Annotated in this window: 17 protein-coding genes and 3 pseudogenes; 12 read left to right on the forward strand and 8 right to left on the reverse strand. The window is 72.4% G+C overall.

The features are described from left to right. The first annotated feature begins 34 nt into the window (after positions 1–34). Entirely contained in the window at positions 35–688 is a 654-nt protein-coding gene (locus F9278_RS38070) for a PDZ domain-containing protein (protein WP_152172353.1), read from the forward strand. 18 nt (positions 689–706) lie between these two features. On the opposite strand, the gene F9278_RS38075 is transcribed toward F9278_RS38070, so the two are convergent. Beyond that, a complete protein-coding gene (locus tag F9278_RS38075; RefSeq protein WP_152172354.1) occupies positions 707–1,462 on the reverse strand; it encodes a phosphodiesterase in 756 nt (251 codons plus the stop codon). A 213-nt stretch (positions 1,463–1,675) separates the two neighbouring features. Between F9278_RS38075 and F9278_RS38080 the strand changes: the two genes are divergently transcribed. Both F9278_RS38080 and F9278_RS38085 read left to right on the forward strand, forming a co-directional pair. Beyond that, entirely contained in the window at positions 1,676–2,836 is a 1,161-nt protein-coding gene (locus F9278_RS38080; RefSeq protein WP_152172355.1) for a M24 family metallopeptidase, read from the forward strand. A 48-nt stretch (positions 2,837–2,884) separates the two neighbouring features. Further along, positions 2,885–3,823 (forward strand): aminoglycoside phosphotransferase family protein, encoded by a 939-nt coding sequence (locus tag F9278_RS38085; RefSeq protein ID WP_152172356.1) that lies wholly within the window; start codon positions 2,885–2,887, stop codon positions 3,821–3,823. Between the two features lie 135 nt (positions 3,824–3,958). On the opposite strand, the gene treZ is transcribed toward F9278_RS38085, so the two are convergent. After that, entirely contained in the window at positions 3,959–5,704 is a 1,746-nt protein-coding gene (treZ, locus tag F9278_RS38090) for a malto-oligosyltrehalose trehalohydrolase (protein WP_152172357.1), read from the reverse strand. A 270-nt stretch (positions 5,705–5,974) separates the two neighbouring features. Between treZ and F9278_RS38095 the strand changes: the two genes are divergently transcribed. The 3 genes from F9278_RS38095 (at position 5,975) to F9278_RS38105 (ending at position 8,520) form a co-directional block, all read left to right on the forward strand. Beyond that, entirely contained in the window at positions 5,975–6,526 is a 552-nt protein-coding gene (locus tag F9278_RS38095; protein WP_152172358.1) for a DUF1707 and FHA domain-containing protein, read from the forward strand. Between the two features lie 174 nt (positions 6,527–6,700). After that, on the forward strand, positions 6,701–8,101 hold the full coding sequence (locus F9278_RS38100) for a M14 family zinc carboxypeptidase (protein WP_152172359.1): 1,401 nt from the start codon (positions 6,701–6,703) through the stop codon (positions 8,099–8,101). Next, positions 8,098–8,520: an SSI family serine proteinase inhibitor gene (locus F9278_RS38105; RefSeq protein ID WP_152172360.1), complete on the forward strand. Its 423-nt coding sequence runs from the start codon at positions 8,098–8,100 to the stop codon at positions 8,518–8,520. The genes F9278_RS38100 and F9278_RS38105 overlap by 4 nt, the downstream gene beginning before the upstream one ends. Before the next feature lie 94 nt (positions 8,521–8,614). On the opposite strand, the gene F9278_RS38110 is transcribed toward F9278_RS38105, so the two are convergent. The 3 genes from F9278_RS38110 to glgX form a co-directional block, all read right to left on the reverse strand. Further along, positions 8,615–9,886 (reverse strand): M14 family zinc carboxypeptidase, encoded by a 1,272-nt coding sequence (locus F9278_RS38110; RefSeq protein WP_152172361.1) that lies wholly within the window; start codon positions 9,884–9,886, stop codon positions 8,615–8,617. Between the two features lie 209 nt (positions 9,887–10,095). After that, entirely contained in the window at positions 10,096–12,423 is a 2,328-nt protein-coding gene (treY, locus tag F9278_RS38115; protein ID WP_152172362.1) for a malto-oligosyltrehalose synthase, read from the reverse strand. 146 nt (positions 12,424–12,569) lie between these two features. Then, on the reverse strand, positions 12,570–14,705 hold the full coding sequence (gene glgX, locus F9278_RS38120; protein WP_152172363.1) for a glycogen debranching protein GlgX: 2,136 nt from the start codon (positions 14,703–14,705) through the stop codon (positions 12,570–12,572). A gap of 328 nt (positions 14,706–15,033) precedes the next feature. Here glgX and F9278_RS38125 point away from each other — a divergent pair, with 328 nt between their 5' ends. The 3 genes from F9278_RS38125 to F9278_RS38135 all read left to right on the forward strand — a co-directional run bounded on the left by F9278_RS38125 (position 15,034) and on the right by F9278_RS38135 (position 17,625). Next, the gene (locus tag F9278_RS38125; protein ID WP_152172364.1) at positions 15,034–16,281 is read left to right on the forward strand and encodes an SAV2148 family HEPN domain-containing protein; all 1,248 of its coding nucleotides are present in this window, start codon (positions 15,034–15,036) and stop codon (positions 16,279–16,281) included. A 139-nt stretch (positions 16,282–16,420) separates the two neighbouring features. Beyond that, positions 16,421–17,143, forward strand: a complete 723-nt coding sequence (locus tag F9278_RS38130; protein ID WP_152172365.1) for a 3'-5' exonuclease — start codon at positions 16,421–16,423, stop codon at positions 17,141–17,143. Further along, positions 17,140–17,625: a GNAT family N-acetyltransferase gene (locus tag F9278_RS38135; RefSeq protein WP_152172366.1), complete on the forward strand. Its 486-nt coding sequence runs from the start codon at positions 17,140–17,142 to the stop codon at positions 17,623–17,625. Before F9278_RS38130 ends, F9278_RS38135 begins: the two co-directional genes overlap by 4 nt. 19 nt (positions 17,626–17,644) lie before the next feature. Here the strand turns inward: F9278_RS38135 and F9278_RS38140 are convergent, their stop codons facing one another. After that, on the reverse strand, positions 17,645–18,508 hold the full coding sequence (locus tag F9278_RS38140) for a phosphotransferase enzyme family protein (protein WP_152172367.1): 864 nt from the start codon (positions 18,506–18,508) through the stop codon (positions 17,645–17,647). A 154-nt stretch (positions 18,509–18,662) separates the two neighbouring features. On the opposite strand from F9278_RS38140, the pseudogene F9278_RS47720 reads away from it, so the two are divergent. After that, a pseudogene (locus tag F9278_RS47720) lies at positions 18,663–18,875 on the forward strand (sugar ABC transporter permease); the annotation flags it as partial. A 152-nt stretch (positions 18,876–19,027) separates the two neighbouring features. On the opposite strand, the pseudogene F9278_RS38150 reads toward F9278_RS47720, so the two are convergent. Further along, positions 19,028–19,657 (reverse strand): annotated as a pseudogene (locus F9278_RS38150) (RNA-guided endonuclease InsQ/TnpB family protein); the annotation flags it as partial. A 158-nt stretch (positions 19,658–19,815) separates the two neighbouring features. Here F9278_RS38150 and F9278_RS38155 point away from each other — a divergent pair. Together F9278_RS38155 and F9278_RS38160 are read left to right on the forward strand one after the other, a co-directional pair. Beyond that, positions 19,816–21,043, forward strand: a pseudogene (locus F9278_RS38155) (glycosyltransferase). A 237-nt stretch (positions 21,044–21,280) separates the two neighbouring features. Continuing rightward, on the forward strand, positions 21,281–22,237 hold the full coding sequence (locus tag F9278_RS38160; protein WP_152172369.1) for a CDP-alcohol phosphatidyltransferase family protein: 957 nt from the start codon (positions 21,281–21,283) through the stop codon (positions 22,235–22,237). Between the two features lie 260 nt (positions 22,238–22,497). Here the strand turns inward: F9278_RS38160 and F9278_RS38170 are convergent, their stop codons facing one another. Further along, the gene (locus F9278_RS38170) at positions 22,498–24,768 is read right to left on the reverse strand and encodes an MMPL family transporter (protein WP_152172370.1); all 2,271 of its coding nucleotides are present in this window, start codon (positions 24,766–24,768) and stop codon (positions 22,498–22,500) included. Positions 24,769–24,795 lie beyond the last annotated feature (27 nt).

Here is a 24,795-nt window from a genome sequence, read left to right on the forward strand (position 1 = left end):
CCCGGGTAGGTCTGCGGCCGGAGGTGGCGACATCATGGAACAGACCGCGTTGAGGCCCAAGCCCATGCCGGGCCGGGAGACCGGTGCCGACCGTCCGTCCGGCACCGCCCGGCGCCCGCACGCCGCGCCCCGCCGGGCCCGGCAACGGCTGATCACCCTGCTGTTCGCCCTGGTCACCTGCGCGGCCCTGGTCCTGTCGGGCGTCGGACTCGGCACGATGGGCGCCACGGTGATCGGGATGAGCAGGCTCGCGGAGCTGCGGGAGCGGGGGAGCGCGCCGGACGCACCGGGCGCTTCCGCCCGGCCGGACGGCGTTCCCAAGTCGACTTCGGGGAAGGGGAGTTCGGTTCCGGCGCCCACCGGCGCGGCTGCCGGCGCGCCCACCCGCCCCACCCTCGGCGTCGAAGTCGTCGACGCCCCGGGCGGGGCCCGGGGCACCGGAGACTCCCGAGGCGCGGCGGGCGCGGGTGCCCGTGTCGTCGGTGTCCATGTCCCAGGGCCCGGCTACAGCGCGGGCCTCGTCCGGGGGGACACCGTCCTCGCCCTGGACGGCACCCGGACCGGATCGGCGGCCGAGCTCGCGCGGGCCGTCACCACCGTCCGCCCCGGCACGGCGGTGAGACTCCTCGTGCGGCACACGAACGGCACCCGTCGCCATCTGGTCGCCGTACCGGGAGTGGTCACCTGAGACCCCTCGGCCGAACCCCTACACGACGACCCGGAAGTGGCTGGTCAGCCGCCCCTCGTCGTCCAGTACGTGGAACGCCAGTCCGGGCGGCGCCTCCCGGTCCGCGACCCGCTCGCCCTCCCAGGGCAGCCGCAGCGTCCAGGCGACCCCGGGGCCGACGACCAGCGGACGCCCGGCGAACGTGGTCGCGGCGGGGGTGTGGGCGTGCCCGGTGACGATCCCCGCGATCTCCGGCCGGCGCTCCAGCAGCCGGGCGAGCTTCGACGGCTGACCGAGCCGGTAGCCGTCCGGCAGCGGGTGGTGCAGGGCCACCGGCGGGTGGTGGAAGGCGAGCAGTACCGGCCGGTCGCCGTCGAGACCGTCGAGGGTCTCCTCGATCCAGGCGTACGTCTGCGCGTCCAACTCGCCCTCGTCCCGGCCCGGAACACTGGAGTCGCACATCAGTACGGCCGCGTCCGTGAAGACATGGGCGCTGTTGACCGGCCCGTCGGCGGGCGGCTCCCCGAGCAGCGCCTTGCGACAGGGCGCCCGGCTGTCGTGGTTGCCCGGACAGGTGAGCACCGGGAAGGGCGCCCCGCCCTCCCGCGGCCCCAGCAGACGCGCCGCCTCCTCGTACTCGGCCTCCGTGCCGTGGTCGGCGATGTCCCCGGTCACCAGCAGCGCGTCCACCCGCCCCGGCAGCCCCCACAGCGCGTCCCGCACCCGCTCCGCCCGCCGGGTCGCCCGGTCGCTCCCGTCCAGACGCAGATCACTGATGTGCGCGAGTACGAGCATCGTCGTACGCCTCCCTCGGGGGTCGTGCCTTAATGGAACACATGAATCCAAGCATTAGTTCTAATGGGTGGGCAACCCGTGAGCGTTAGCCGGGTGCGAGGGGGCGCGCCGGAGAGCCCACGACGCCACTTGCCAATCGGCTCGCGTGCGCCGCGGCGGAGGGGCAGGATGCTGCCCGTAGCACCAGGGAACTCCGAGCAGACGGAGGCATGGATGACCGGCACGCCCAGCGACGGGCCCGCGCCCGCCCCGACCGAGGCCCCGCCCGCGCCGTTCACCGCCGACGACCACCGGGCGCGGATGCGGCGCGCGGCACGGGCCGCCGCGGACGCCGGGCTCGACGGGCTGCTGGTGGCACCCGGCCCCGACCTGGTGTGGCTGACGGGACACCGCCCGCCGGAGACCGAGCGGCTGACCATGCTGGTGCTCCGCGACGGCCGGGACCCCGTACTGGTGGTCCCCACCCTGGAGGCCCCGGACGCCGTCGGCGCGCCCGGCGGCCCCGCGCTCACCCTCCTCGACTGGACCGACGGCAAGGACCCGTACGACGCGGCCGTCTCCGTCCTCGGCCCGCGCGGCCGTTTCGGCGTCAGCGACAACACCTGGGCGCTGCACCTGCTCGGCCTGCGACGGCGGCTGCCGGGGACGGAGTACGTCGCGCTCACCGAGGCGCTGCCCATGCTGCGGGCGGTGAAGGACGCGGCCGAGCTGGAGCGGATGGCGGCGGCGGGCGCGGCGGCCGACCGGGCCTACGAGGAGATCCGCCAGGTGGCGTTCGCGGGGCGCCGGGAGACCGAGGTCGCCGCCGATCTCGCCGATCTGCTGCGGCAATTCGGGCACTCCCAGGTCGACTTCACCATCGTCGCCTCGGGCCCGAACGGCGCCAACCCGCACCACGAGGCCGGTGACCGGGTCATCGGGCACGGCGACATGGTCGTCCTCGACTTCGGCGGCCTCAAGGACGGCTACGGCTCCGACACCTCCCGCACGGTCCACGTCGGCGAACCGGCCGCCGAGGAGCGCGCGGTGCACGACCTCGTACGGGCCGCCCAGGAGGCCGGGTTCCGCGCGGTACGGCCGGGCGCGGCCTGCCAGGACGTCGACCGGGCCGCCCGCGCGGTCATCACCGAGGCCGGGTACGGCGACCGTTTCATCCACCGCACCGGGCACGGCATCGGCGTCACCACCCATGAACCGCCGTACATGATCGAGGGGGAGGAGCGGCCCCTCGTGCCCGGTATGTGCTTCTCGGTCGAACCCGGTGTCTATCTGCCGGGCCGTTTCGGCGTACGGATCGAGGACATCGTGACGGTGACGCAGGACGGCGGCCGACGCCTCAACAACACGCCGCGCGAACTGGCGGTGGTCGAGTGACCGACCGCGTGCTTCCGCTCCCCTGACCCCCCGGACGACGGCGCGACCATGACCCAGGCACCGACACCCACCGCGGACAGCGTCCGCCGGCTGGTCCGTTCCCTGCTCAAGAACGGGGAGGGCCGGCGCGGCGGCACGGGCGGCGACGGCCCCGAGGTGCGGCCCGTCGCCGGGGACGACACGGGCGGCACCTGGTGGGTCGGCACCCGGCATGTGCTGCGTCTGGCGACCGACCGGAACGCCGTCGGGCGGCAGCGGCGCGAGCTGCGGCTGCGGGACCTGGTCCGTCCGCACGTCGGTGTCGCCGTGCCGGTGAGCGTCGCGCACGGCGAGTGGTCCGGCGGCCTCACCTACACCCTCGACACACGGCTGCCGGGCGGTACGGCGGAGGACCACGACGTGTCCGCGGTCGGCGAGGCCGATCTGGCGGCGCTGCTCACGGGGTTGCGCGAGGTGCCGCTGCGGCAGGCCGAGGCGCTCGGGGTGCCACGGCTCGCCCCGCGCTCGCCGGAGGCGCTGCGGGCGGCGGCCGGGCGGGCGGCGCGGCTGCTCGCCGAGGCCGACGAGTTCGACGCGGCGCGGCTCGGGCAGCTGACGTCCGCGAGTGCGGCGCAGCTCACCGCGCCGGGGGTGGTGCTGGTCCACCACGGGCTGACCGGCGGCCGGCTCGTGGTCAGCGCCGACGGCCGGGTGCGGGGGGTTCTCGACTGGACCGACGCGGCGATCGGTGACCCCGCCGAGGACATCGCGGGCCTCGCCACGGCCGTGGGCTCCCCGGCCGCCGTCCGTGCGGCGACCCTCGCGGGGTACGGCGCCCGCCCCTGTCTGCGCGGCCTCTGGCTGGCCCGCTGCGACACGGTCGTCGACCTCGCGGAGGGCGTCCGGGGGCGCGCTCCCGCCCCTCTCCCCACCCTCCGCCACCGCTTGCGCCGCACCTGGGAGCCGATCCTGCTGGAGAGGGTGACGGATCTGCGGGGCGAGGACTGAGGGGCGGGTCCCGCTGTCGTCGCCGCCAGTCTCAGCTGCGCCCACCCGTGCCGCCGGGGCGGCCCGGGTGGGCGCGGGCGGCACCCTGTCAGCGCCGGTAAGCGCCTCCCACGCCCCCTGTCGCCGGGCGCCCGTTCACGCCACCGTCAGCACCACGCAGGACTCCCCGCCCAGTGCCAGCACCCCGTCCGCGCCCGGCGCCTCCACCGGATCCCAGGACGCCAGAACCCTCGCGTGCGGCACGCCGACGGGGATCGTGGCCGTCTCCTTGCCCAGGTTCACCGCCACGCGGACATCACCCCGGCGGAAGCCGAACCACCCCGCCTCCTCGTCGTACGCGACCTTGACGTCGGAGAGGTCGGGGTCGGAGAGGTCGGGGAAGGCGCGGCGGAGGGCGATGAGGGCGCGGTACCAGGCCAGCATCCGGGCGTGCGGCTCACGCGCCGGCTCGGCCCAGTCGAGACAGGACCGGTCACGGGTCGCCGGGTCCTGCGGATCGGGTACGTCCTCCTCGGCCCACCCGTGCGCCGCGAACTCCCGCCGCCGCCCCCGCCGTACCGCCTCCGCCAGCTCCGGATCGGTGTGGTCGGTGAAGAACTGCCAGGGCGTGGACGCGGCCCACTCCTCGCCCATGAAGAGCATCGGCGTGAACGGCCCGGCGAGCGTCAGTGTGGCCGCGCAGGCCAGCAGCCCGGGGGAGAGGGTCGCGGCGAGCCGGTCGCCCTGCGCGCGGTTGCCGATCTGGTCGTGGGTCTGGGTGTAGCCCAGCAGCCGGTGCGCGGAGACGCTCGTACGGTCCAGGGGCCTGCCGTGGCGGCGCTCCCGGAACGACGAGTAGGAGCCGTCGTGGAAGTAGCCGCCCGTCAGCGTCTTCGCCAGACCCGCGAGACCGGCCCGCGCGAAGTCCTCGTAGTAGCCCTGGGACTCACCGGTCAGGGTGGTGTGCAGGGTGTGGTGGAAGTCGTCGTTCCACTGGGCGTGCAGTCCGAGGCCGCCCCGCTCGCGCGGGGTGATCAGCCGCGGGTCGTTGAGGTCCGACTCGGCGATCAGGAACAGCGGCCGGTCGACCTCCTCGGCGAGCGTGTCGACCGCCGCCGACAGCTCCTCCAGGAAGTGCAGCGCGCGGGTGTCCTTCAGCGCGTGCACCGCGTCCAGCCGCAACCCGTCGAGGCGGTAGTCCCGCAGCCAGGCGAGCGCGCTGTCCAGGAAGTACGTCCGCACCTCGTCCGAGCCGGGCGCGTCCAGATTGACCGCCGCGCCCCACGGCGTGTGGTGCCGCTCGGTGAAGTACGGGCCGAACACGGGCAGGTGGTTGCCGGACGGCCCCAGATGGTTGTGCACCACGTCGAGCACGACCCCGAGGCCCAGCCCGTGTGCCGCGTCCACGAACCGCTTCAGCGCCTCGGGCCCGCCGTACGGCTCGTGCACGGCCCACAGGGAGACGCCCTCGTAACCCCAGCCGTGCGTCCCCGGGAACGGGCACAGCGGCATCAACTCCACATGGGTGACGCCCAGTTCGACGAGATGTCCGAGGCGTTCGGCCGCCGCGTCCAGGGTGCCCTCGGGGGTGTACGTGCCGATGTGCAGCTCGTACAGCACCGCGCCCGGCAGCCCGCGCCCCGCCCACTCCGCCCGCCAGTCGTAGCGACCGTGGTCGACCACCGCGCTCAGCCCGTCGGGGCCGTCCGGCTGGCGGCGTGAGCGTGGATCGGGCCGCACCGGGCCGTCGTCGACGGCGAAGCCGTAGCGCGTGCCGTCCGACGCCTCCGCCTGCGCGGTCCACCACCCGGGGCGCCCCGGATCGCGCTCCATGGCGTGCGCGGCGCCCGCGCGGTGGAGTGTCAGACGGTCGGCCTGCGGTGCCCACACCTCGAACTGCACGGAACGCTTCTCCCTCGGCTGCCGGTCGGGGGCCTGGGTGGTCAGGGGTCGGCGGCCGGAGCCGGGCGAGGCCCTCCACCGCCGTCGTCCGTCACCGCCGCTGTCCATCGTGCGGCAAACGAGATCGCCGCGCGCTCGGATCGCCGCTTTTGCCCGTACGCCTCGCATCGTCCGGCGGGCGTGTTCGGGCATGTTCCGGCATGTCCGGGGATGGTCACCGTTCACGGTCTGTCTGGACACCTCATGTCCCCCTGACCGACAATCACACGCGTGACGTCGTCCTTCGAGTTCCACACATACCCCGCGCGGCTGTCGGACGCCGAGCGCGACCGCGCGCTGAGGGCGCTCCGTGACGGCGTCGCACTGGGCCGTCTGTCGCACGACACGTTCATCCGGCGGATGGAACTGGCCCTCACCGCCCGCCGCTCCGACGAACTCGCCGCGCTCACCGCCGACCTGCCCGCCGAGAAGCGGTGGTCCCGGCTGGTGCTCGGCACCGTCGGCGCGGTCTCCGGCTTCGGGGTGAAGCTGCGCCGGGCCTGGCAGGCCGAGCGGCTCCCCAAGCTCCAGCTGCCGCACCCGGCGAGCGGCCACGCCCTGCGCATCGGCCGTGACCCCGGCAGCGGACTGCGGCTCAGCCACGAGACGGTCTCCCGGGTGCACGCCGAGCTGAGCCGGCAGGGCGGCCTGTGGATCCTGCGCGACCTCGGCTCCACCAACGGCACCACCGTCAACGGCCGTCGGGTGATCGGCGCGGCCGTCGTCCGCGACGGCGATCAGGTGAGTTTCGGCCGTATGAACTTCCGCCTCTCCTCGGAGTGACCGCCCCGCCGACCCCACCGCAAAGCTCTGGCCTGGGATTTACGCAGCGAGTTTCTCAACTCGGCTTCCGCTCCAGGGTGTTGACGTGTGTTCTCGGCCATGACTGACTGTGCTTACACCATGCACACCAGGTGAACCGACGGCACCACATATGCGCGCAAGCGTGCCCAGATCGTGGAGGTGTGTGCCCTGCCGCCACTCCTCCGCTATCCGACCGTGGACGAGTTGGCCGCCCGCGCCGCGGCCCTCGTCGCCCGACATCCGCACCGCGCCCGACTGCGCCGCGTGGGCACCTCACGGGCGGGTACGCCGATGTGGCTGCTCTCCGTCGGCCACGGCACCCGGCACACCCTGATCGTCGCCGGCCCGCACGCCAACGAGCCCGTGGGCGGCGCCACCGTCCTCCGGCTCGCCGAACGGGCCCTGGCCGACCCCCGGTTGACCGACGCCGCCGACACCACCTGGAACCTGCTGCTCAGCCTCGACCCCGACGGCTCCCGCCGCAACGAGGGCTGGCTCTCCGGCCCCTACACCCTCGGCCACCACTTCCGGCGCTTCTTCCGCCCCGGCTTCCTGGAACAGCCCGAGTGGCTGCCCGACGGCGCCGCCGAAGCCGCCCTGCCGGAGACCCGCGCCCTGCTCGACCTCCAGGACGAGCTGCGGCCCCTGTTCCAGTGCTCGCTGCACGGCGTCGACGTCGGCGGCGGCTTCGTCGAGCTGACCCGTGAACTGCCGGGCCTCGCCGAGCGCGTCGCCCGCACCGCCGCCCGCCTCGGCATCCCGCGCGAACTGAGCCCGTACGACACCCTGTACTGGCCCCGCCTCGGCCCCGCCGTCTACCGCATCCCGCCCCCGCGCCGGGGCGACCTCGCCGCCGCCATCACCGAGGCGGCCGTCGAGTCCACCTGGTACCACCCGCACCGCTACGGCACGTTCACCGCCGTCGTCGAGGCACCCATGTGGGGCGTCACCGCCGTCGAGGACGCCTCCCCGTCACCCGACGCCGACGCCGTACTGCGCCGCGTCAGCCGCGCCCTGCGCCGCGACACCCGGCTCCTCGCGGGCATCCTCGCCCGGGTCCGGCCCTCGGTGGGCGGCGACCCGGACGCGGCCCGGCTGCTGGCCCCGGTCGACGACTACCTGCTGGTCGGGCCGGGCCTCGCCGACTCCTGGGACCCCGACGTCCACGACGGCGCCGCCCGGCCGCTCCCCCCGCTCGACACCGCCCGGCTCACCACCCTCGCCATCTCCGGGCGCCGCGTCGCCCTGCGCACCGCCGGGCTGCTGCACCAGCTGGTCACCCGCGCCGGACGCGACCCGGCCGACGCGCTGCCCGAGCTGGACCTGCTCATCGACGAATGGTGCGCCGACTACCGCGACGGCTACGCGGCGCGCTGGATCCCCGTCGCCCGACAGGCCGAGTACCAGACCCGCGTGGTCCTCGCCGCCTTCGAACTGGTTGCCGGACGTCCGTACACCTCGCCGCAGACGTCCTGCCCGGACGGGCACGCGGAATCCCATTCGGGTGAGCCGGGATGGAGTTCCGAGCCCGTCGTGCCGATGCACCGGGAATGACGCTCCCCACCCGCGCGGCACGCGCCGCCCTGCTCGCCGCCCTCGCCCTCCTCACCGTCGGCGCCACGGCCCCGGACCGCGCCACCGCCGTCCAGGGCGACTGGCTCTACGTCTCCCTCACCCGGGGCGAGGCCCACCCCGCCGCCCCCCGCTCCGCCGACACCCGCGGCACCCTGCTCCTCTGCGACCCGCCCCAGGGCCACGGCCACGCCGCCCAGGCCTGCGCGGAACTCCGCCGAACCGAGGGCGACATCACCCGCATCCCCCACCGCGACGCCATCTGCACCGAGATCTACGCCCCGATCCGCGCCACCGCGGAAGGCCAGTGGAACGGCAGAACGATCACCTACGAACACACCTTCGCAAACACCTGCGTGATGTCGGCCCGAACGGGAGCGGTGTTCGCCCTGTCGAACTAGGGGCGCGCCCCAAAGGGGCGCGGGGAACCGCGCGACCGGCCACAACGCACCCGCACCCGCCCAACACCCCTCTGAGGCACCCCGATAGGCGCCCTCAGAACCCCCCATCCACCCGCGCGCAATCCGCCGCCGCCACCACAGTCCGCACCTGATGCTCGACCTGGTCGGCCACCGGCACCCACCGCGCCCGAAACCGCTCCCCGAACGACTCACACCACTGGGCGACCAGCTCTTCCAGAAGGGCCGCCCCCGGCGCATCCGCTTCCACCAGGGCCCGCCGCAACATCGCCGCGGCCCGCAACGGCAGCCGGCGCCCGAACGCGTCCACACTGCCGACGTACGCCGCCGACAGGTCCGGCGGCGGCCCGTCGGTCCAGTCCCGCGCCAGCCCCGGCACCAGCGCCAGCGCCCACCGGGCCGCCCGCAGCAACGGCCCCTCGGGCCCCGGCAGCCGGGGCAGCGCCTCGGCGAGCACCCGCTCCACCCGGCCCGCGTCCACGACGAGCCGCCGTGCCAGATACCGCAGGGCCGCCGCCGGTGCCGGGTGCGGGGCGGTGTCGTCGACCAGGTCGCTCGCCCACATCGGCACCTCGACGACGGCCGTCAGACCGCCGTACCGATGGGCGCGGTACCAGGTGCTGTGCCGGGCGTCGTCCGGCATGCTCGGGTACGCCACATGGGCGCCCGGCGGCGGCATCACGAACACCCCGGGTCCGGACGCGGGCCAACCGGCGGCGTCCGAGGCGCCCCGCTCGACCGGTATGCCCAGCTCGGCCGCCGACTTGGCGAACGGCTCGGCGAGGCCCGGCACGTTCTTCGTCAACTGCACCCAGCTGCCGCCGAGATCGGTGCCGTGCAGGGTCACCTGGAGGTAGGGCCGCAGCTCGTCCAGGACTCCGAGCAGGGCGTGCGTCTCGGGCGGCAGCCGGTCCGGCGGCAGCACCGACGGCGACCACTCGGGCTGTTCGGGACCGGCCGGCCGGAAGAACCCGAGGTGGTAGTCGAGGAGCGTGCGCGGCGCGGGAGTCGTGTGCAGACTCGCCCCGTCCGGGTCCGCGCAGAGCACGAAGTGCCAGGACACGCCGGCTCGCAACTCCCGCTGCCGCAGGACCCGTTCGGCGAGCGCGAGCACCGTGGAGCCGCCGGTCGGCTCATTGGCGTGGGCCCCCGCGACGACCAGCACCGCACGTCTCGCATGGCCCACGGACAGCAGCCGCAGCGGCCGGCCCGCCCGCGACACACCGATCCGCCGCAGCGCGCACAGCCCCGGCCGACGGACCGTCAAAGTCCGGGCCGCCGACTCCAGTTCAGCCACCGTGGGATATCCGGTACCACCGGGAAAACCGAGCTCCGACAGCAGACCCACCCCCGCCCCGTCCGCCTGGCATCAGCGTCCGCACACCCGGCGGCACCGAGTGGGGGGACATCTCCATTGTCCGGTCACCGAAGGGGCGGCGCCCAGGGGCGCCCAGTCGCATTCACCGTCACCCGGTACGGGAGTCACCGCTACCCGGCGGTCAAGTCCCCGGCACCCGATACCTCGTTCCCCGTCACCCACCGACGCCCGTTTCCCCGTCACCCGCCGACCCGTTCCAGCAGCGCGACCGGCAGCGTCGCGAACAGCTCCGCCACCCGCACCTCACCCGTGAACTCCCGCTCCCTGCCCACCACTTCGACCCACCGACCCTCCGGCAGCGTCAGCCGGGTGTCCCCCCACCCCCCGGCCTCCGCCAGCCGCAGCGACAACCGTGTCACCGCCGTGACCACCTCCCCGGACCGCGCGAAGGCCAGGACATGCCCGGCGCCGGGCCCGTGCGCCGACAGCGGCGCGTACGTCGCCGCCTCCCCGAACACCTCCGGCCGCCGCCCGCGCAGCCGCAGCGCCGCCGAGGTGAGCCGGAACTTGTCGGACTCCCCCTCCCGCGGCGCGAACGCCCGCCGGTTGTCGGGGTCCACCAGCGCCCGGTACTCGCCCTCCGTCCCCTGATAGACATCCGGCACCCCCGGCATGGTCAGCTGCACCAGGGCCGCCCCTAGGCTGTTCGCCCGCACATACGGCTCCAGCTCCTCCCGCAGCGCGGCGACCCGGGCGTCCAGCGCGGGCCCCCGGGCGACGAAGTCCGCCACCAGGCGCTCGTACGCCGGGTTCCGCTCGGTCCAGGAGGTGTGCAGCCCCGCCTCCCGCACATGCTTCAACAGGGCGCCCTGGAGCCGCTCCTCGTCCGCCGGGCCGAGCCCGAACGCGGTCTGCCAGGCCGCCCACGCCAGCTGCGGATCCGGCACCCCCGCGCCGTCCCGCGTCACCTCCGCGAGCAGGTCGGCCCACCGCCCCGGGCACTCCGCCAGCACCGCGATCGCCGCCCGGACATCCGCGCTGCGCTTGGTGTCGTGCGTCGACAGCACGGTCCCGGTGGCCGGCCAGTCGCGCTGCACCCGGGCGCAGTAGGCGTGGAAGTCCTCCGCCGACACGGCGGGACCGCCCGGATCGCCGCCCACCTCGTTCGCCGACACCAACGGCACATAGCGGTAGAACGCCGTGTCCTCCACCGACTTCGCCCGCAGCGCCGACGAGGTCTGCGCGAACCGCGCCCGGAACTCCGCGTGCTCCGGCCCGTCACCCACCCGGCCCAGCACCAGATCCCGTACGGCGTCCACGGACCGGGCCTCCTCGGGCACCACGAACACCGCCCGCGCCTCGGCCGCCGCCTCCTCGGTGACGACGAGGGAGGCGTCCTGGGAGGGGTACGGCCGGTACACCTCCATCCGGGCGAGCAGCTCGCACAGCGCGGTGCGCAGCGCCCACGGGGCCTGGTCGCGCAGGGAGAGATCGGGGGAGCGCTCGCACAACCGGTGCGTCACCCGGGTGAGCCGTTCCACCTCCGCGACCAGCTCATGGGTGAGCACCCGGTACGCGGCCCGCCGTACCGTCGACTCCCACTCGCCGCCCCGGTCGGCCTGCGCGGCCGTGAACCGTCGGTACTGCCCCAGCAGTTCACCCGCCCCGGCCGGGTCGGTGAACAGCCCGTCGACGTGCCGCAGCGCGTCGTAGCCGGTGGTCCCGGCGACCGGCCAGGCGGCGGGCAGCGCCTCCCCGTCGGCGAGGATCTTCTCGACGACGGTCCACCGCCCGCCGGTCGCCTCGTGCAGCCGCCGCAGATAGGCGTCGGGATCGGCGAGCCCGTCGGGATGGTCGATCCGCAGCCCGTCGACAACTCCCTCCCGTACCAGCTGAAGGATCTTCGCGTGGGTCGCGTCGAAGACCTCCGGCTCCTCGACCCGCACCCCGATCAGCTCCGAGATGCTGAAGAACCGCCGGTAGTTCAGCTCCGTACGGGCCAGCCGCCACCACACCGGCCGATACCACTGCGCGTCCAGCAGCTGCGGCAACGGCAGCTTCTCGGTGCCCTCCCGGAGCGGGAACACATGGTCGTAGTACCGCAGCTCCCGCCCGTCCACCACGAACTGCTCGATCTCCGCGCCCAGCGGCCCTCCGAGCACCGGCAGCAGCATCCGCCCGCCCTGCGCCTCCCAGTCGACGTCGAACCACCGCGCGTACGCCGACCCCGGCCCCTCCCGCAACACCTCCCACAGCGCCCGGTTGTGCCGGGGAGCCATGGCCATGTGATTGGGCACGATGTCCACGACGAGCCCGAGCCCATGCTCCCGCGCGACCCGGGCCAGCCCCCGCAGCCCCTCCTCACCCCCCAACTCCTCCCGCACCCGCCCGTGATCGACCACGTCATACCCGTGCGCCGACCCCGGCACGGCCTCCAGCACGGGGGAGAGGTGCAGATGCGACACCCCGAGCGAGGCGATGTACGGCACGGCGGCGGAAGCGGCGGCAAAGGGGAAGTCGGGCTGAAGCTGAACCCGATAGGTGGCGGCAGGCACGACAGAGGTCATGCAGACCTAAGTACCCGCCACAGCGAATTTGGAGCACCTGGACACGCGAGGACGCCATGCTTTCAGGGGCGCGGGGAACTGCGCGACCAGCCACACACAACCGGTGGTCGGCAGCGGTGATCAACCCCTACGGCGAACCCCGCACCCTACGCAGGCCTCCGGAACACCACCAGACTCCGGTCCACCAACTCCACCGTCTCCCCGGCCGCCACCTTCACCCCATCCACCGGCACCGCGTCGTCCCGCCCCGTGTCCACCACCATCTGCCACTCGGGCCCATGGTTCACCGGCACCACGAACTCCAGCGGCAGCGCCCCCGCGTTCACCATCAACAAGAACGAGTCATCGCTGATCCGCTCGCCCCGCGCCCCCGGCTCGGAGATCGCGTTCCCGTTCAAGAACACACTCAACGCCCCCGCCTGAGCGGAATCCCAGTCCCGCCGCACCATCTCCGCCCCCTCCGGCGTGAACCAGGCGATGTCCGACAGCTCGTCGTGCGTCCCCTCCACCGGCCGTCCGTGGAAGAACCGCCGCCGCCGGAAGACCGGATGATCCTTCCGCAGCCACACCATCGCCCGAGTGAACTCCAGCAGATCCCCGAAGACCTCGCCGCCGCCCTCCCCGGAGGACTCCTCGGAGGGCCACGGCACCCAGGACACCTCGTTGTCCTGGCAGTACGCGTTGTTGTTGCCGCCCTGGGACCGCGCGAACTCGTCGCCGTGGCTGAGCATCGGCACCCCCTGCGACAGCATCAGCGTCGCGATGAGGTTCCGCATCTGCCGCACCCGCAGCGCCGCCACCCCGGGGTCGTCGGTGTCGCCCTCGGCCCCGCAGTTCCAGGACCGGTTGTGGCTCTCCCCGTCCCGGTTGTCCTCGCCGTTGGCGTCGTTGTGCTTCTCGTTGTACGAGACGAGATCCCGCATCGTGAACCCGTCGTGGCAGGTCACGAAGTTGATGGAGGCCAGCGGGCGCCGCCCGTCGTCCTGGTACAGGTCGGACGAGCCGGTCAGCCGGGACGCGAACTCCGCGAGCGTACGCGGCTCGCCCCGCCACAGGTCCCGGACCGTGTCCCGGTACTTGCCGTTCCACTCGGTCCACAGCGGCGGGAAGTTCCCCACCTGGTAGCCGCCCTCGCCGACGTCCCAGGGCTCGGCGATCAGCTTCACCTGGGAGACCACCGGGTCCTGCTGCACGAGGTCGAAGAACGACGACAGCCGGTCCACCTCGTGGAACTGCCGGGCCAGGGTGGCCGCGAGATCGAAGCGGAACCCGTCGACATGCATCTCGGTCACCCAGTACCGCAGCGAGTCCATGATCAGCTGCAGCACGTGCGGCGACCGCATGAGCAGCGAGTTCCCGGTGCCCGTCGTGTCCATGTAGTAGCGCGGATCGTCCGTGAGCCGGTAGTACGAGGAGTTGTCGAGGCCCTTGAACGACAGGGTCGGACCCAGGTGGTTGCCCTCGGCGGTGTGGTTGTAGACCACGTCGAGGATGACCTCGATCCCCGCCTCGTGCAGCGCCCGGACCGCCGACTTGAACTCCAGCACCTGCTGTCCCCGGTCGCCCCAGGAGGCGTACGCGTTGTGCGGGGCGAAGAAACCGATCGTGTTGTAGCCCCAGTAGTTGCTGAGGTCCATGTCGGCCAGACGATGGTCGTTCACGAACTGGTGTACGGGCATCAGCTCCAGCGCCGTGACGCCCAGCGCGGTCAGATGCTCGATGATCGCGGGATGCGCGAGCGCCGCGTACGTACCGCGCAGCTCCTCGGGCAGCCCGGGGTGCCGCATCGTCAGCCCCTTGACATGGGCCTCGTAGATCACCGTGTGGTGGTACTCGGTGCGGGGCCGCCGGTCGTCGCCCCAGTCGAAGTACGGGTTGACCACGACCGAGGTCATCATGTGCGGTGCCGAGTCGAGGTCGTTGCGCTCCTCGGGCGCCCCGAAGCGGTAGCCGTACACCTCCTCCCCCCACTTCACGGAGCCGCTGATGGCACGCGCGTACGGATCGAGGAGCAGCTTCGCGGAGTTGCAGCGCAGTCCGCGCTCGGGCGCGTACGGGCCGTGCACACGGAAGCCGTACCGCTGTCCCGGCATCACACCGGGCAGATACGCGTGTCGCACGAACGCGTCCGTCTCGCGCAGTTCCACCGCGGTCTCGGAGCCGTCGTCGTCCAGCAGACACAGCTCGACTCGGTGCGCGGCCTCCGAGAAGACCGCGAAGTTGGTCCCGGCGCCGTCGTACGTGGCACCGAGCGGATACGCCTGTCCAGGCCAGACCTGCATGGATACGACTCTTCCAGTTGTCGCGCGCCGCTGGGGGCCACTCCGGGGGGAGTCTCCCCCAAACTGACGCAACCTCCTAGGACATACGTCCCTTCTGCCCAGCGGTGGACACATGGTGACGCTCCGCGGGCCGCCGGTGTCGGGCCCCGGCGGGCCGATCGCTATGAATCAGCTCACTCCCGGCGCGGTGACGGCCCGGAACGGCCAAGTCACGTGCGGTAGTTGGGAAACGACCTGTCCATCCGGCTGTATCGTCACCCGCTACCGGAGTACCCTTCCTTGATCGTTGAGTAGGGGTGAGCTCGGGGGAGCGGAAGGCGGTGCGTGGGTGGGCTCGGGAGGGCTGGAGTTGCCTCCTGGTGACGCGGGCGAGACGGGTCACGAGGGGAACTCCACAGATGTCCCACCCGGCGCGGTGTCCCTGGCACGGCCGATGGAGAGGGGATCCATCGGCCCGGAACTGGACTGGAACGCCGACGCCTGGCTCGAAGTGCGTACGCGCGCCCAGCGGGCCGGCCGTGCCTACATCTGGCTGAACCTCGTCGAACAGCGGCTGCGCGCCGTGGTGGCCGCCGTGCTGCGCCCCATCTACGAGCCCGTCCACGGCGACGACTGGGTGGTGGCCGCCGCCGGGCCCGCCGGACAGGAGTGGGTGCAGCGGGCCGTCGCGGTACGCGAGGTCAGCCGCCGCAAGGGCTATCTGCTCGACCCCGCCGACGACAACGTCCTCAGCTTCCTCACCCTCCCGCAGCTGCGGGAGCTGATGGTGCAGCACTGGCCGTGCTTCGAGCCGTACATCGACGAGCGGCGCGATGTGGAACTCGCCCTGGACGAGCTGGAGGTCACCCGGAACGTCGTCTCCCGCAACCGGGCCCTGTCCGAGGCCGTCCTCGCCCAGGCCGAGCGGGCCTCGGCCAAACTGCTGGAGATCCTGGGCGCGGGCAGCGACGTGCCCTCCGCGCGCCGGCTGCCCGTCGACGCGGTCGAGGACCTGGTCGGCGACCGGTACGCGGACGTCGTCGGCGTCCACCCCGACCGGGTGCGGCTGCTGCGGCAGTTCCCCGCCGAGGACCTGTTCGGCGGCGCCCGCCGTCTCGACGCCATCGGGATAGGCCTGAACCTCCTCGTGCAGAACTTCTCCGGACGGCGACTGGTCCGGCTCGCCGAGGGGGGATGCCGGGTCCGGCTGCTCTTCCTCAATCCCGCGTCCAGCGCGGTCAAGCGACGCGAACGCGAACTCGGGATAAAGCGCGGAGAGTTGAGCCGGGCCGTGGAGATGAACATCCTCCATATGCGCCGGGTCCGCTCCAGGCTGCGCGACCCCGGCGCCTTCGAGATCCAGGTCTTCGACGAGACCCCCCGCTTCACCGCCTACCTCGTGGACGGCGACGGCACGGACGGCGTCGCGGTCGTCCAGACCTATCTGCGGCGCACCCGGGGCATGGAGGCGCCGGTCCTCGTCCTGCGCGGCGGCAACCGCGTCCTCAAGGCCCACGAGAACGGCGAAGTCGGGCTTTTCGATACATACCGCGAGGAGTTCGAAGTGGCCTGGGCGGACTCCCGGCCGGTGTCGTGAGCGGGGCGCCGGGAGGGGTCGCGGCCCGGTGCTCCCGGGCCCCGGGAGCGGCGAAGCGGAATGCGGCCCTCGGATTGTCAGTGGCCCATGCGATGGTGGTGGTCACTGGGGGAAAGCACCACCAAGAAGGGGGGCCAGCATGGGTTGGCACCGGCAGTTGCTGATCGGCTTCGACCTGGAGACCACCGGGACGGACCCGCGCGAGGCGCGTATCGTCACGGGCGCGGTGATCGAGGTCAAGGACGGGGAGCCGGTCGGACACCGGGAATGGCTCGCCGACCCGGGCATGGAGATCCCGGAGGAGGCGGTGGCGGTGCACGGCATCACCAACGCCCGCGCGACGGCCGAGGGCAGACCGGCCGACCAGGTCGCCGACGCCATCGCCGACGTCCTCGTCTCCTACTGGAGGACGGGCGTCCCGGTCGTGGCGTACAACGCGGCCTTCGACCTCACCCTGCTCTCCGCCGAGCTGCGCCGGCACTCCCTGCCGTCCCTGCGCGACCGCCTGGGCGGCCTCGACCCGGCCCCGGTCGTCGACCCGTACACGATCGACCGCTCCGTCGACCGCTACCGCCGGGGCAAACGCAACCTCGAAGCGGTCTGCGGGGAGTACGGCGTCCCGTTCGACGCCGCGCACGACGCCTCCGCCGACGCCCTGGCCGCCGCCCGGCTGGCCCGCGCGATAGCCCTGCGGCACCCGAAGGTCGCCGCCCTCGGCCCGGCCGAACTGCACCGCAGCCAGATCGAGTGGTACGCCGAATGGGCCGCCGACTTCCAGGCCTTCCTGCGCCGCAAGGGCGACCCGGACGCGGTCGTGGACGCGGTGTGGCCGCTGCGCGAGTCGGCGGAGGAGACGGTATGACGACCGCGCCGATCTCCCTGCGCGCCATACGGGACAGCGACCTGCCGTTCTTCTGGGAGCATCTGTCCGATCCCGAGGCGCAGCGGATCGCCGCCTTCACCAGGGAGTACCACTACGACCGGGCGCTCTTCGACAGGCACTGGGTGAAAATCCGCGCGAACCCCGACATCCTGGCGCGCACGGTGGTCGCCGACGGTGAGGTCGTGGGCAACGCGGCGGTCTTCGGCCCGCCGGACGAACGCGAGGTCACCTACTGGATAGGCCGCGCCCACTGGGGCCGGAGCATCGCCACCGCCGCCCTCACCGCCCTGATCGGCCTCGACCCCACCCGGCCGCTGCACGCCCACGCCGCCGCCGACAACACCGGCTCGATCCGGGTCCTGGAGAAGTGCGGCTTCGTCCTCACCGGCCACGACCGGGGCTTCGCCGTGGCCCGCGACGCCGAGATCGACGAAGTGGCGCTGATACTCCGGGCCGTTTGAGCCCCGAGTCGGGCGCGGCTCAGAACGGATACCAGCGGACCGTCTCGTCCCCGTCGCGCAGTGAGGCGACGCGGCGCTCGAACTCGGCCAGGGCCTTGGGGTTGCTCGGCGCGTGCTGGGCGACCCAGGCGCAGCTGGCCGTCTCACGGGCGCCGCGCAGCACCGAGCAGCCCTCCCACTCGCGTACGTCCCACCCGTACGCGGCGGTGAAGGCGTCGTACTCCTCGGCCGGAAGCCCGTAACGGTCGTGGGAGAGGGCCATGACGACGAGGTCATGTTCACGCAGGTCGCCGGAGAAGGTCTCCAGGTCGACGAGGACCGGGCCGTCGGGACCGATGTGGACATTGCGGGGGAGGGCGTCGCCGTGGACCGCACCCGGCGGCAGATGCGGGACCAGAGAGGCCGCCGCGGCCGCGAAGCCGTCGCGGCGCTCGCGGAGATAGGCCGCGTCCGCCGGGTGGATCGCGTCACCGGCGAGCCGCAGCCAGCGCTCCACACCGCCGAGCAGTTCACGGCGGGGCAGGGCGAAGGGAGGGGCGGGGAGAGCGTGGACCAGCCGTAGGAGTTCGGCCAAATCGCGTGCGCCGGCGGGGCGTACGGAGTCGGGGAGACGGTGCCACACCGTCACCGGGTGCCCCTCGACGAGCAGGGCCTTCGGCTCGGCGGCCCGCACCGCCGGGACGTCCGCCTCGGCGAGCCAGGCCGCGACGTCCAGCTCGCGGCGGGCCCGGTCCAGGAGTTCGGCGTCGCGGCCCACCTTGACCACCAGGTCACCGGCGGCGAACACCGCGTTCTCGCCCAGCGCGAGCAGCCGTGCCTCCCCGGCCGCACCGGGCAGCACACCGGCCGCGCCCAGGACGTCCCGAGCCCGTGCCTCGTCCATCCTTCGCCTCCGTGTCCGACCGAGTCCGTACGGCCGACGCCCCCTCGGGGGACGTCGGGTTCACGCCATCCAGCGGACAGTCTCGCATTCGCACAGGTCGGACCCTGTGCGCGGTGCCTTGATGCCCTGTCATGCCCTCAGCACCATGACGGACATGACCTTGGCGACCGCGAAGCAGCAACGCCCGCGACCGGCCAAGCGGCGAACCCCGGCGGACGGCCGGGACCGGCGCCTTCTCGACCACGGCGCCTGGTTCCTCGTCCTGCCCGCGCTGATCCCCATCCTGGTGCTGAGCGTCGGACCGCTGCTCCACGGCATCGCGCCGGCGTTCACCGACGCGCAGTCCGGCCGGACCGAGCCCACCCGTTGACATCCTCCCCCTCTTCGAAAGAGGGGGATTCCGACCCAGGTGGGTTGAGGTTCACGGGTGTTCGAACGGCTGGTGGCCGTTGTCGTCCCTCCGGCACCGGCTGTGCGCCGGGGGCGGGGGATCCCGCCCTGTCCTGCCGCGACGTTGATGCTGGCGTTGGTGTCCGCGTTGCAGGTGAAGCCGCAGCAGGAACAGACGAACCCGGCTTGGCTCTTGCGCGAGTTCTTGTCGATCCAACCGCAGGCACTGCACCGCAGTGACGTGTAGGGGGCGGGAACGTCCTCGACCCGGCCGGGGGCCTTGTGCCCGGTGCGTTGCCGGAGCAGGCCCCAGCCCCGGGCGAGGATCGACCGGTTCAGGCCGGACTTCTGCGCCACCCTCCTGCCGGGCTGCTCCACGGTTCCCTTCGCGGAGCGGGTCATCGTCTTGACGTTGAGCTTCTCGAACCGGACCAGGTCGTAGCCGCGGGCGAGCATGGTGCTGGTCTTCTCGCACCAGTCCTTGCGCCGGTTCGCCTCCCGCGCCTTGAGCCCGGCCACCTTCGCGTACTCGGCCGCCTTGGCGTCGCTGCCTTTCGGGGATCTGGCCGCGCGCCGCTGGTGTGTGCGGACCTGGGCGCGTTCCTTGACGGTGAGCTGGGGGCAGTTCAGTCTCCGGCCGTCCGACAGGGCGGCGGTGATCGTGACACCCCGGTCGATGCCGATCACCTCGCCCGTGCCGGGCGCCGGAACCGGCTCGGGGACGACCGCGAACGCGATGTGCCACTGCCCGTTCGGAGCGCGACGGGACCTGGTGTTGGCGCGCCATCAGCGCCAGGGCGAGAGCGTGCGTCGTCGGGTGCGGCTCCGGTTGGGGCTGGTCGCGCAGTTTCCGCGCCCCTCAAAAGACCAGCCCCACACACCCGCACCCGACATCGCACCCCCCAACAAAAACCCGATTGCACGATACGTATCGTCTCGCGTACCGTCGGGTTCATGACCTCCCACATCGCCATGTTCTCCATCGCCGCCCACGGCCACGTGAACCCGAGCCTCGAAGTGGTTCGGGAGCTGGTGGCGAGGGGGCATCGGGTGACGTACGCGATTCCGCCGGCCTTCGCCGAGAAGGTCGCGGAGACCGGCGCCGAACCGAAACCCTGGCACTCCACCCTGCCCGGCCCCGACGCCGACCCCGAGGCCTGGGGCACCACGCTCCTCGACAACGTGGAGCCCTTCCTGGACGACGCGATCCAGGCCCTGCCCCAGCTCATCGACGCGTACGAGGGCGACGAACCCGACCTCGTGCTGCACGACATCACCTCGTACCCGGCCGCAGTCCTCGCCCACCGCTGGGGCGTCAAGGCGATCTCGCTCTCCCCGAACCTGGTCGCCTGGACCGGCTACGAGGAGGAGGTCGCCGAACCCATGTGGGCCGAACCGAGGAAGACGGAACGCGGCCGGGCGTACTACGCCCGCTTCGAGGCCTGGCTGAAGGAGAACGGGATCACCGAGCACCCCGACCCCTTCGTCGGCCGCCCCGCCCGCTCCCTCGTCCTCATCCCGAAGGCGCTCCAGCCGCACGCCGACCGGGTCGACGCGCGCCATTACACCTTCGTCGGCGCGTGCCAGGGCGACCGTGCGGCACAGGGTGACTGGACGCGGCCCCCCGGTGCGGAGAAGGTGCTGCTCGTCTCGCTCGGGTCGTCCTTCACCAAGCAGCCCGACTTCTACCGCGAGTGCGTGCAGGCCTTCGGTGATCTGCCGGGCTGGCACATGGTGCTCCAGGTCGGCCGGCACGTCGAACCGGCGGAGCTGGGCGAGATCCCGGCCAATGTGGAGGTACGGGACTGGGTGCCGCAGTTGGCGATCCTGAAGCAGGCCGACGCGTTCGTCACCCACGCGGGCGCCGGCGGCAGTCAGGAAGGCCTCGCCACCGCCACACCGATGGTCGCCGTACCGCAGGCCGTCGACCAGTTCGGCAACGCCGACATGCTCCAGGCCCTCGGTGTCGCCCGCCGTCTGCCCAAGGAGGAGGCGACGGCCGAGACCCTGCGCGAGGCGGTCCTCGCCCTCGTCGACGACCCCGAAGTGGCCCGCAGGCTCCAGGAGATCCAGCGGGAGATGGCGGCCGAGGGCGGCACCCGACGGGCCGCCGACCTCATCGAGGCGGAACTCCGAAACCCCTGATAGCCGGGCAAGCAGGTTGGTTCCACGCCTGTCGTGAATTCCCGGCACTTTTTGGGTCACGATCGGGTCACCCGATAACGCTCAGGTAACGCCCGGTCCGCGCGGCAAGCGCACTGACTCTGATACCGGGTTCGACCCTTACCCCCTACGAAAGGTTGTGCCGGGCATTTCTTGTGCCTCGGGTGAACGGCTTCCAAGCTGAGCGTGAACTCATTTCGAACGCCAGGAAGTTGACCCATGCGCCGAGACATACCCGACCTCGCGGAAGTGCGCCGCGTCACGCAGAAGAAGCGGGACGCCTGGTGGACCGTGCTGCTCGTCGACCCGGTCGCCACACCGCTGGTGCGGCTCACCGCGAAGTACACGAGGATCACGCCCAACCAGCTGACCTGGGGCGCGTTCCTGCTGGGCCTGGTCTCGGCCGCCCTCTTCGCGCTGGGCGACTGGCGCTGGCTGATCGCCGGCGCCGTCGTCTACCACCTGAGCTTCATCCTCGACTGCATGGACGGCAAGGTCGCCCGGCTCACCGGCCAGGGCTCGGTGTTCGGCGCCTGGCTCGACTTCGTCTTCGACCGCATCCGGGTCGCGGCGTGCTCGGTGGCCCTGATGGCGGGGCAGTACCACCGCACCGGGGACACGCTCTACATCTGGCTCGCCGCCGCCGTCATCGGCTGCGACGCGCTGCGCTACATCAACTCCCTGGAGACCTTCAAGGTCCGCCACACCATGCGCAAGCAGATCAAGGCCCGGCTCCGCGAGGCCCGCCGCGCGGAGAACGAGCGGGAACTCGCCTTCATGGAGGACCTGCTGCGCGAGAACCCCGAGGCCGACATCGAGCAGGATCTGCGCACGGCCACCGCCGAGGTCACCCAGACCGCCCCGCAGACCCAGGTCGTCGATCTGCACCAGGAGTTCCGCCGCCGCTTCCCCGCCTATCTGCGGGTCCGCTCCTTCCTGCTGCGCCACCGGGTCCGCCCGCATCTGATCAGCGGCATCGAGTTCCAGATGGGCGTCTTCATGATCGGCCCGATCGTCGACTCGGTGCTGACGACGACCATCGTCTCCGGCGCCCTGCTCCTCGTCTTCGAACTGGCCATCGTCTACAAGCTGTTGCTCTCCACCCGCGACTTCACCCGCACCCTCGACTCCTTCGACCGGGGAGACATGCGGGGCGAGGTGGCCACGGCGGCCTGAGCCGCGCGGCACGCCCGACGCGCACACGGGCGTGGGCCGGGGGCGGCCACACCACCCCCGGCCCACGCCCGTACCAGGGCCTGTCTGACAATTCCCGTCTGCCCCGAGACGCCGTGCACGCACTCTCGCCGCACCGGGCGCAGACCCGAGTACGTCCAGTACGCGGGTCCACGCCCGGCACGCCGAGAGCACCTACCTGACGCCGCGGGGCCGCCCTCCGGGCGACGACGGGAATTGCCGGACAGGCCCTGGGATCCCGGTCAGACCCGTACCCTCGTGTCCTCCCTGGCCGGCGGCACCGGGCCAGGGCCCGGCTCCGGGGACTCGTCGTGGGTGAGGTCCGGCAGCCGGTGCAGCCACTTCGGGAGATACCAGTTGCGCTCGCCGAGCAGGGCCATCACCGCCGGGAGGAGCACACCCCGGATGATCGTCGCGTCGATGAGGACGGCCGCCGCCAGGCCCACCCCCATCTGCTTCATGGATTGCATGGACAGCGTCCCGAAGATCCCGAAGACGGCGACCATGATGACGGCGGCGCTGGTGACCACCCCGGCCGTGGTGACCACCCCGTGCCGGATCGCCTCCTTCGTCGTACGGCCCCGCAGCCGCGCCTCACGGATCCGGGAGACCACGAACACGTGGTAGTCCATCGACAGCCCGAACAGGATCACGAACAGGAACAGCGGCAGCCAGGTGATGATGGCGCCGACCCCCTCCGCGCCCACCAGCGAGGCACCCCAGCCGTGCTGGAAGACCGCGACGAGGATGCCGTACGCGGCGCCCACCGACAGCAGGTTCAGCACGATCGACGTGATCGCGATCGTCAGCGAGCGGAACGACAGCAGCATCAGCAGGAAGGCGAAGACGACCACGAAGGCGAAGACCGGGACGACGGAGCCGACCAGCTGGTCGTTGAAGTCCTGGTTGCCCGCGACCTGCCCGGTGACCGGCGCCTCGACGCCGTCGACCTCGCCGAGCGTGGCGGGCCGTACCTCGTCGCGCAGTGTGTCCAGGCTCGCGCCCGCCTTGTCCTGGTCGGAGCCGCCGACCAGCGGCACGTACACGAACGCCACGTTCTGCGCGTCGTGCACCTTGATCTCCACCGGGCCGCGCGAGGCACCCGAGGCGACGGCCTCCGACTTGAAGGCGGCCAGCGCCGACCGCACCTCGGGGGCGTTGATGTCCTTCGCCCTCACGACGACCTCGGCCGGTTCGGTACCGCCGGGGAAGGCCTCGTTGACCCGGTTGTACGTCTGCACGATCGGCAGCGAGTCGCCGAACTCCTGGTCCAGGGTGAGGTTCTGCGTCTTCATCCCCACCGCGGGCGCGGCCACGGCGAGCAGCGCGCCGGTCGCGACGACCAGCGACAGCGCCGGCTTGGCGAGGACGACCCGCAGCACGGCGTTCCAGAAACGGCTCTCCGAACCGCCGCCCGCGGAGCGGCCGTTCTTCCGCCGCTTGTCCGGGTGCAGGAACGGCAGCCGGCCCTTCTCGACCCGCTCGCCCAGCAGCGACAGCAGGGCCGGGAGCACCGTGACCGAACCGACCATCGCGACGGCGACCACCATCAGCGAGGCCAGCCCCATCGCCTCGAACTCGGCGAGCCCGGTGAACAGCATGCCCGCCATCGCCACGCACACCGTGACACCGGAGACGATGATGGCCCGGCCACTGGTCGCGGCGGCCACCCGCAGCGCGGTCCGCGCGTCCCGGCCCGCCGCGCGCTCCTCGCGCTCACGGCGCAGATAGAACAGGCAGTAGTCGACACCGACGGCCAGACCCACCAGCAGCATCACGGAGTTGGCGGTGTCGCTCATCGGGATCACATGGCTGACGATCGCCATCAGACCCATCGTCGCCATGATCGCGGTGATCGCCAGCGCCACCGGCAGTAGCGCCGCGACGACCGCGCCGAACGCGATCAGCAGGATGCCGAGCGCCACCGGCACCGCCGAGTACTCGGCCTTGCGGAAGTCGTCGCCGAACGCGTCGTCGAACGTCTTCATCATCGAGGCGCCGCCGATCTCCTCGATCCGCAGCGACCCGTGCTCCTTCTGGACACCCTCGACGGCCTTCAGCACCGGCTCGATCCGCTCACCAGCGGTGTCCGACGCGCCCCGTACGTCGAACTGCACCAGAGCGCTGCGCCCGTCCTTCGAGAGCGTCCCCGTGTCGTACGGCGAGGTCACGTCCGTGACCTTCCCGGTTCCCTCGACGGCCTTCATCACCTCGTCCACGGCCGCCCGGAACGCGGGGTCCGTGGCCTTGGTGCCGTCGTCCTTCGCCTGGATCAGGACGGACTCACCGGCGGGCTCCTCGATCCCCGCCTCCTCGACGATATGGGTCGCCGCGCTGGTCTCCCCCTTGAGCTGGTCGCTGTCCTTGACCTCGACCGAGCCCATCGCCGTGCCGATCCCCATCGTCAGCACCACGAACAGCAGCCAGATCCCGACGGCCGCCCAGCGGTGCCGGGCGCTCCAGCCGCCCGCTCGGGCGGCCACACCCCGCACCCGTATGTCTCCCTCAGCCATCGCCGGCCAGTCCCCTCGTCATCAGGT

The sequence above is a fragment of the Streptomyces phaeolivaceus genome, assembly GCF_009184865.1.
GTDB lineage: Bacteria > Actinomycetota > Actinomycetes > Streptomycetales > Streptomycetaceae > Streptomyces > Streptomyces phaeolivaceus.

Coding starts and splice junctions, on each gene's coding strand:
- F9278_RS38070 (WP_152172353.1), top strand. CDS start 35: ATGGAACAGACCGCGTTGAGGCCCAAGCCCATGCCGGGCCGGGAGACC.
- F9278_RS38075 (WP_152172354.1), bottom strand. CDS start 1,462: ATGCTCGTACTCGCGCACATCAGTGATCTGCGTCTGGACGGGAGCGAC.
- F9278_RS38080 (WP_152172355.1), top strand. CDS start 1,676: ATGACCGGCACGCCCAGCGACGGGCCCGCGCCCGCCCCGACCGAGGCC.
- F9278_RS38085 (WP_152172356.1), top strand. CDS start 2,885: ATGACCCAGGCACCGACACCCACCGCGGACAGCGTCCGCCGGCTGGTC.
- F9278_RS38105 (WP_152172360.1), top strand. CDS start 8,098: ATGACGCTCCCCACCCGCGCGGCACGCGCCGCCCTGCTCGCCGCCCTC.
- treY (WP_152172362.1), bottom strand. CDS start 12,423: ATGACCTCTGTCGTGCCTGCCGCCACCTATCGGGTTCAGCTTCAGCCC.
- glgX (WP_152172363.1), bottom strand. CDS start 14,705: ATGCAGGTCTGGCCTGGACAGGCGTATCCGCTCGGTGCCACGTACGAC.
- F9278_RS38130 (WP_152172365.1), top strand. CDS start 16,421: ATGGGTTGGCACCGGCAGTTGCTGATCGGCTTCGACCTGGAGACCACC.
- F9278_RS38135 (WP_152172366.1), top strand. CDS start 17,140: ATGACGACCGCGCCGATCTCCCTGCGCGCCATACGGGACAGCGACCTG.
- F9278_RS38140 (WP_152172367.1), bottom strand. CDS start 18,508: ATGGACGAGGCACGGGCTCGGGACGTCCTGGGCGCGGCCGGTGTGCTG.
- F9278_RS38160 (WP_152172369.1), top strand. CDS start 21,281: ATGCGCCGAGACATACCCGACCTCGCGGAAGTGCGCCGCGTCACGCAG.
- F9278_RS38170 (WP_152172370.1), bottom strand. CDS start 24,768: ATGGCTGAGGGAGACATACGGGTGCGGGGTGTGGCCGCCCGAGCGGGC.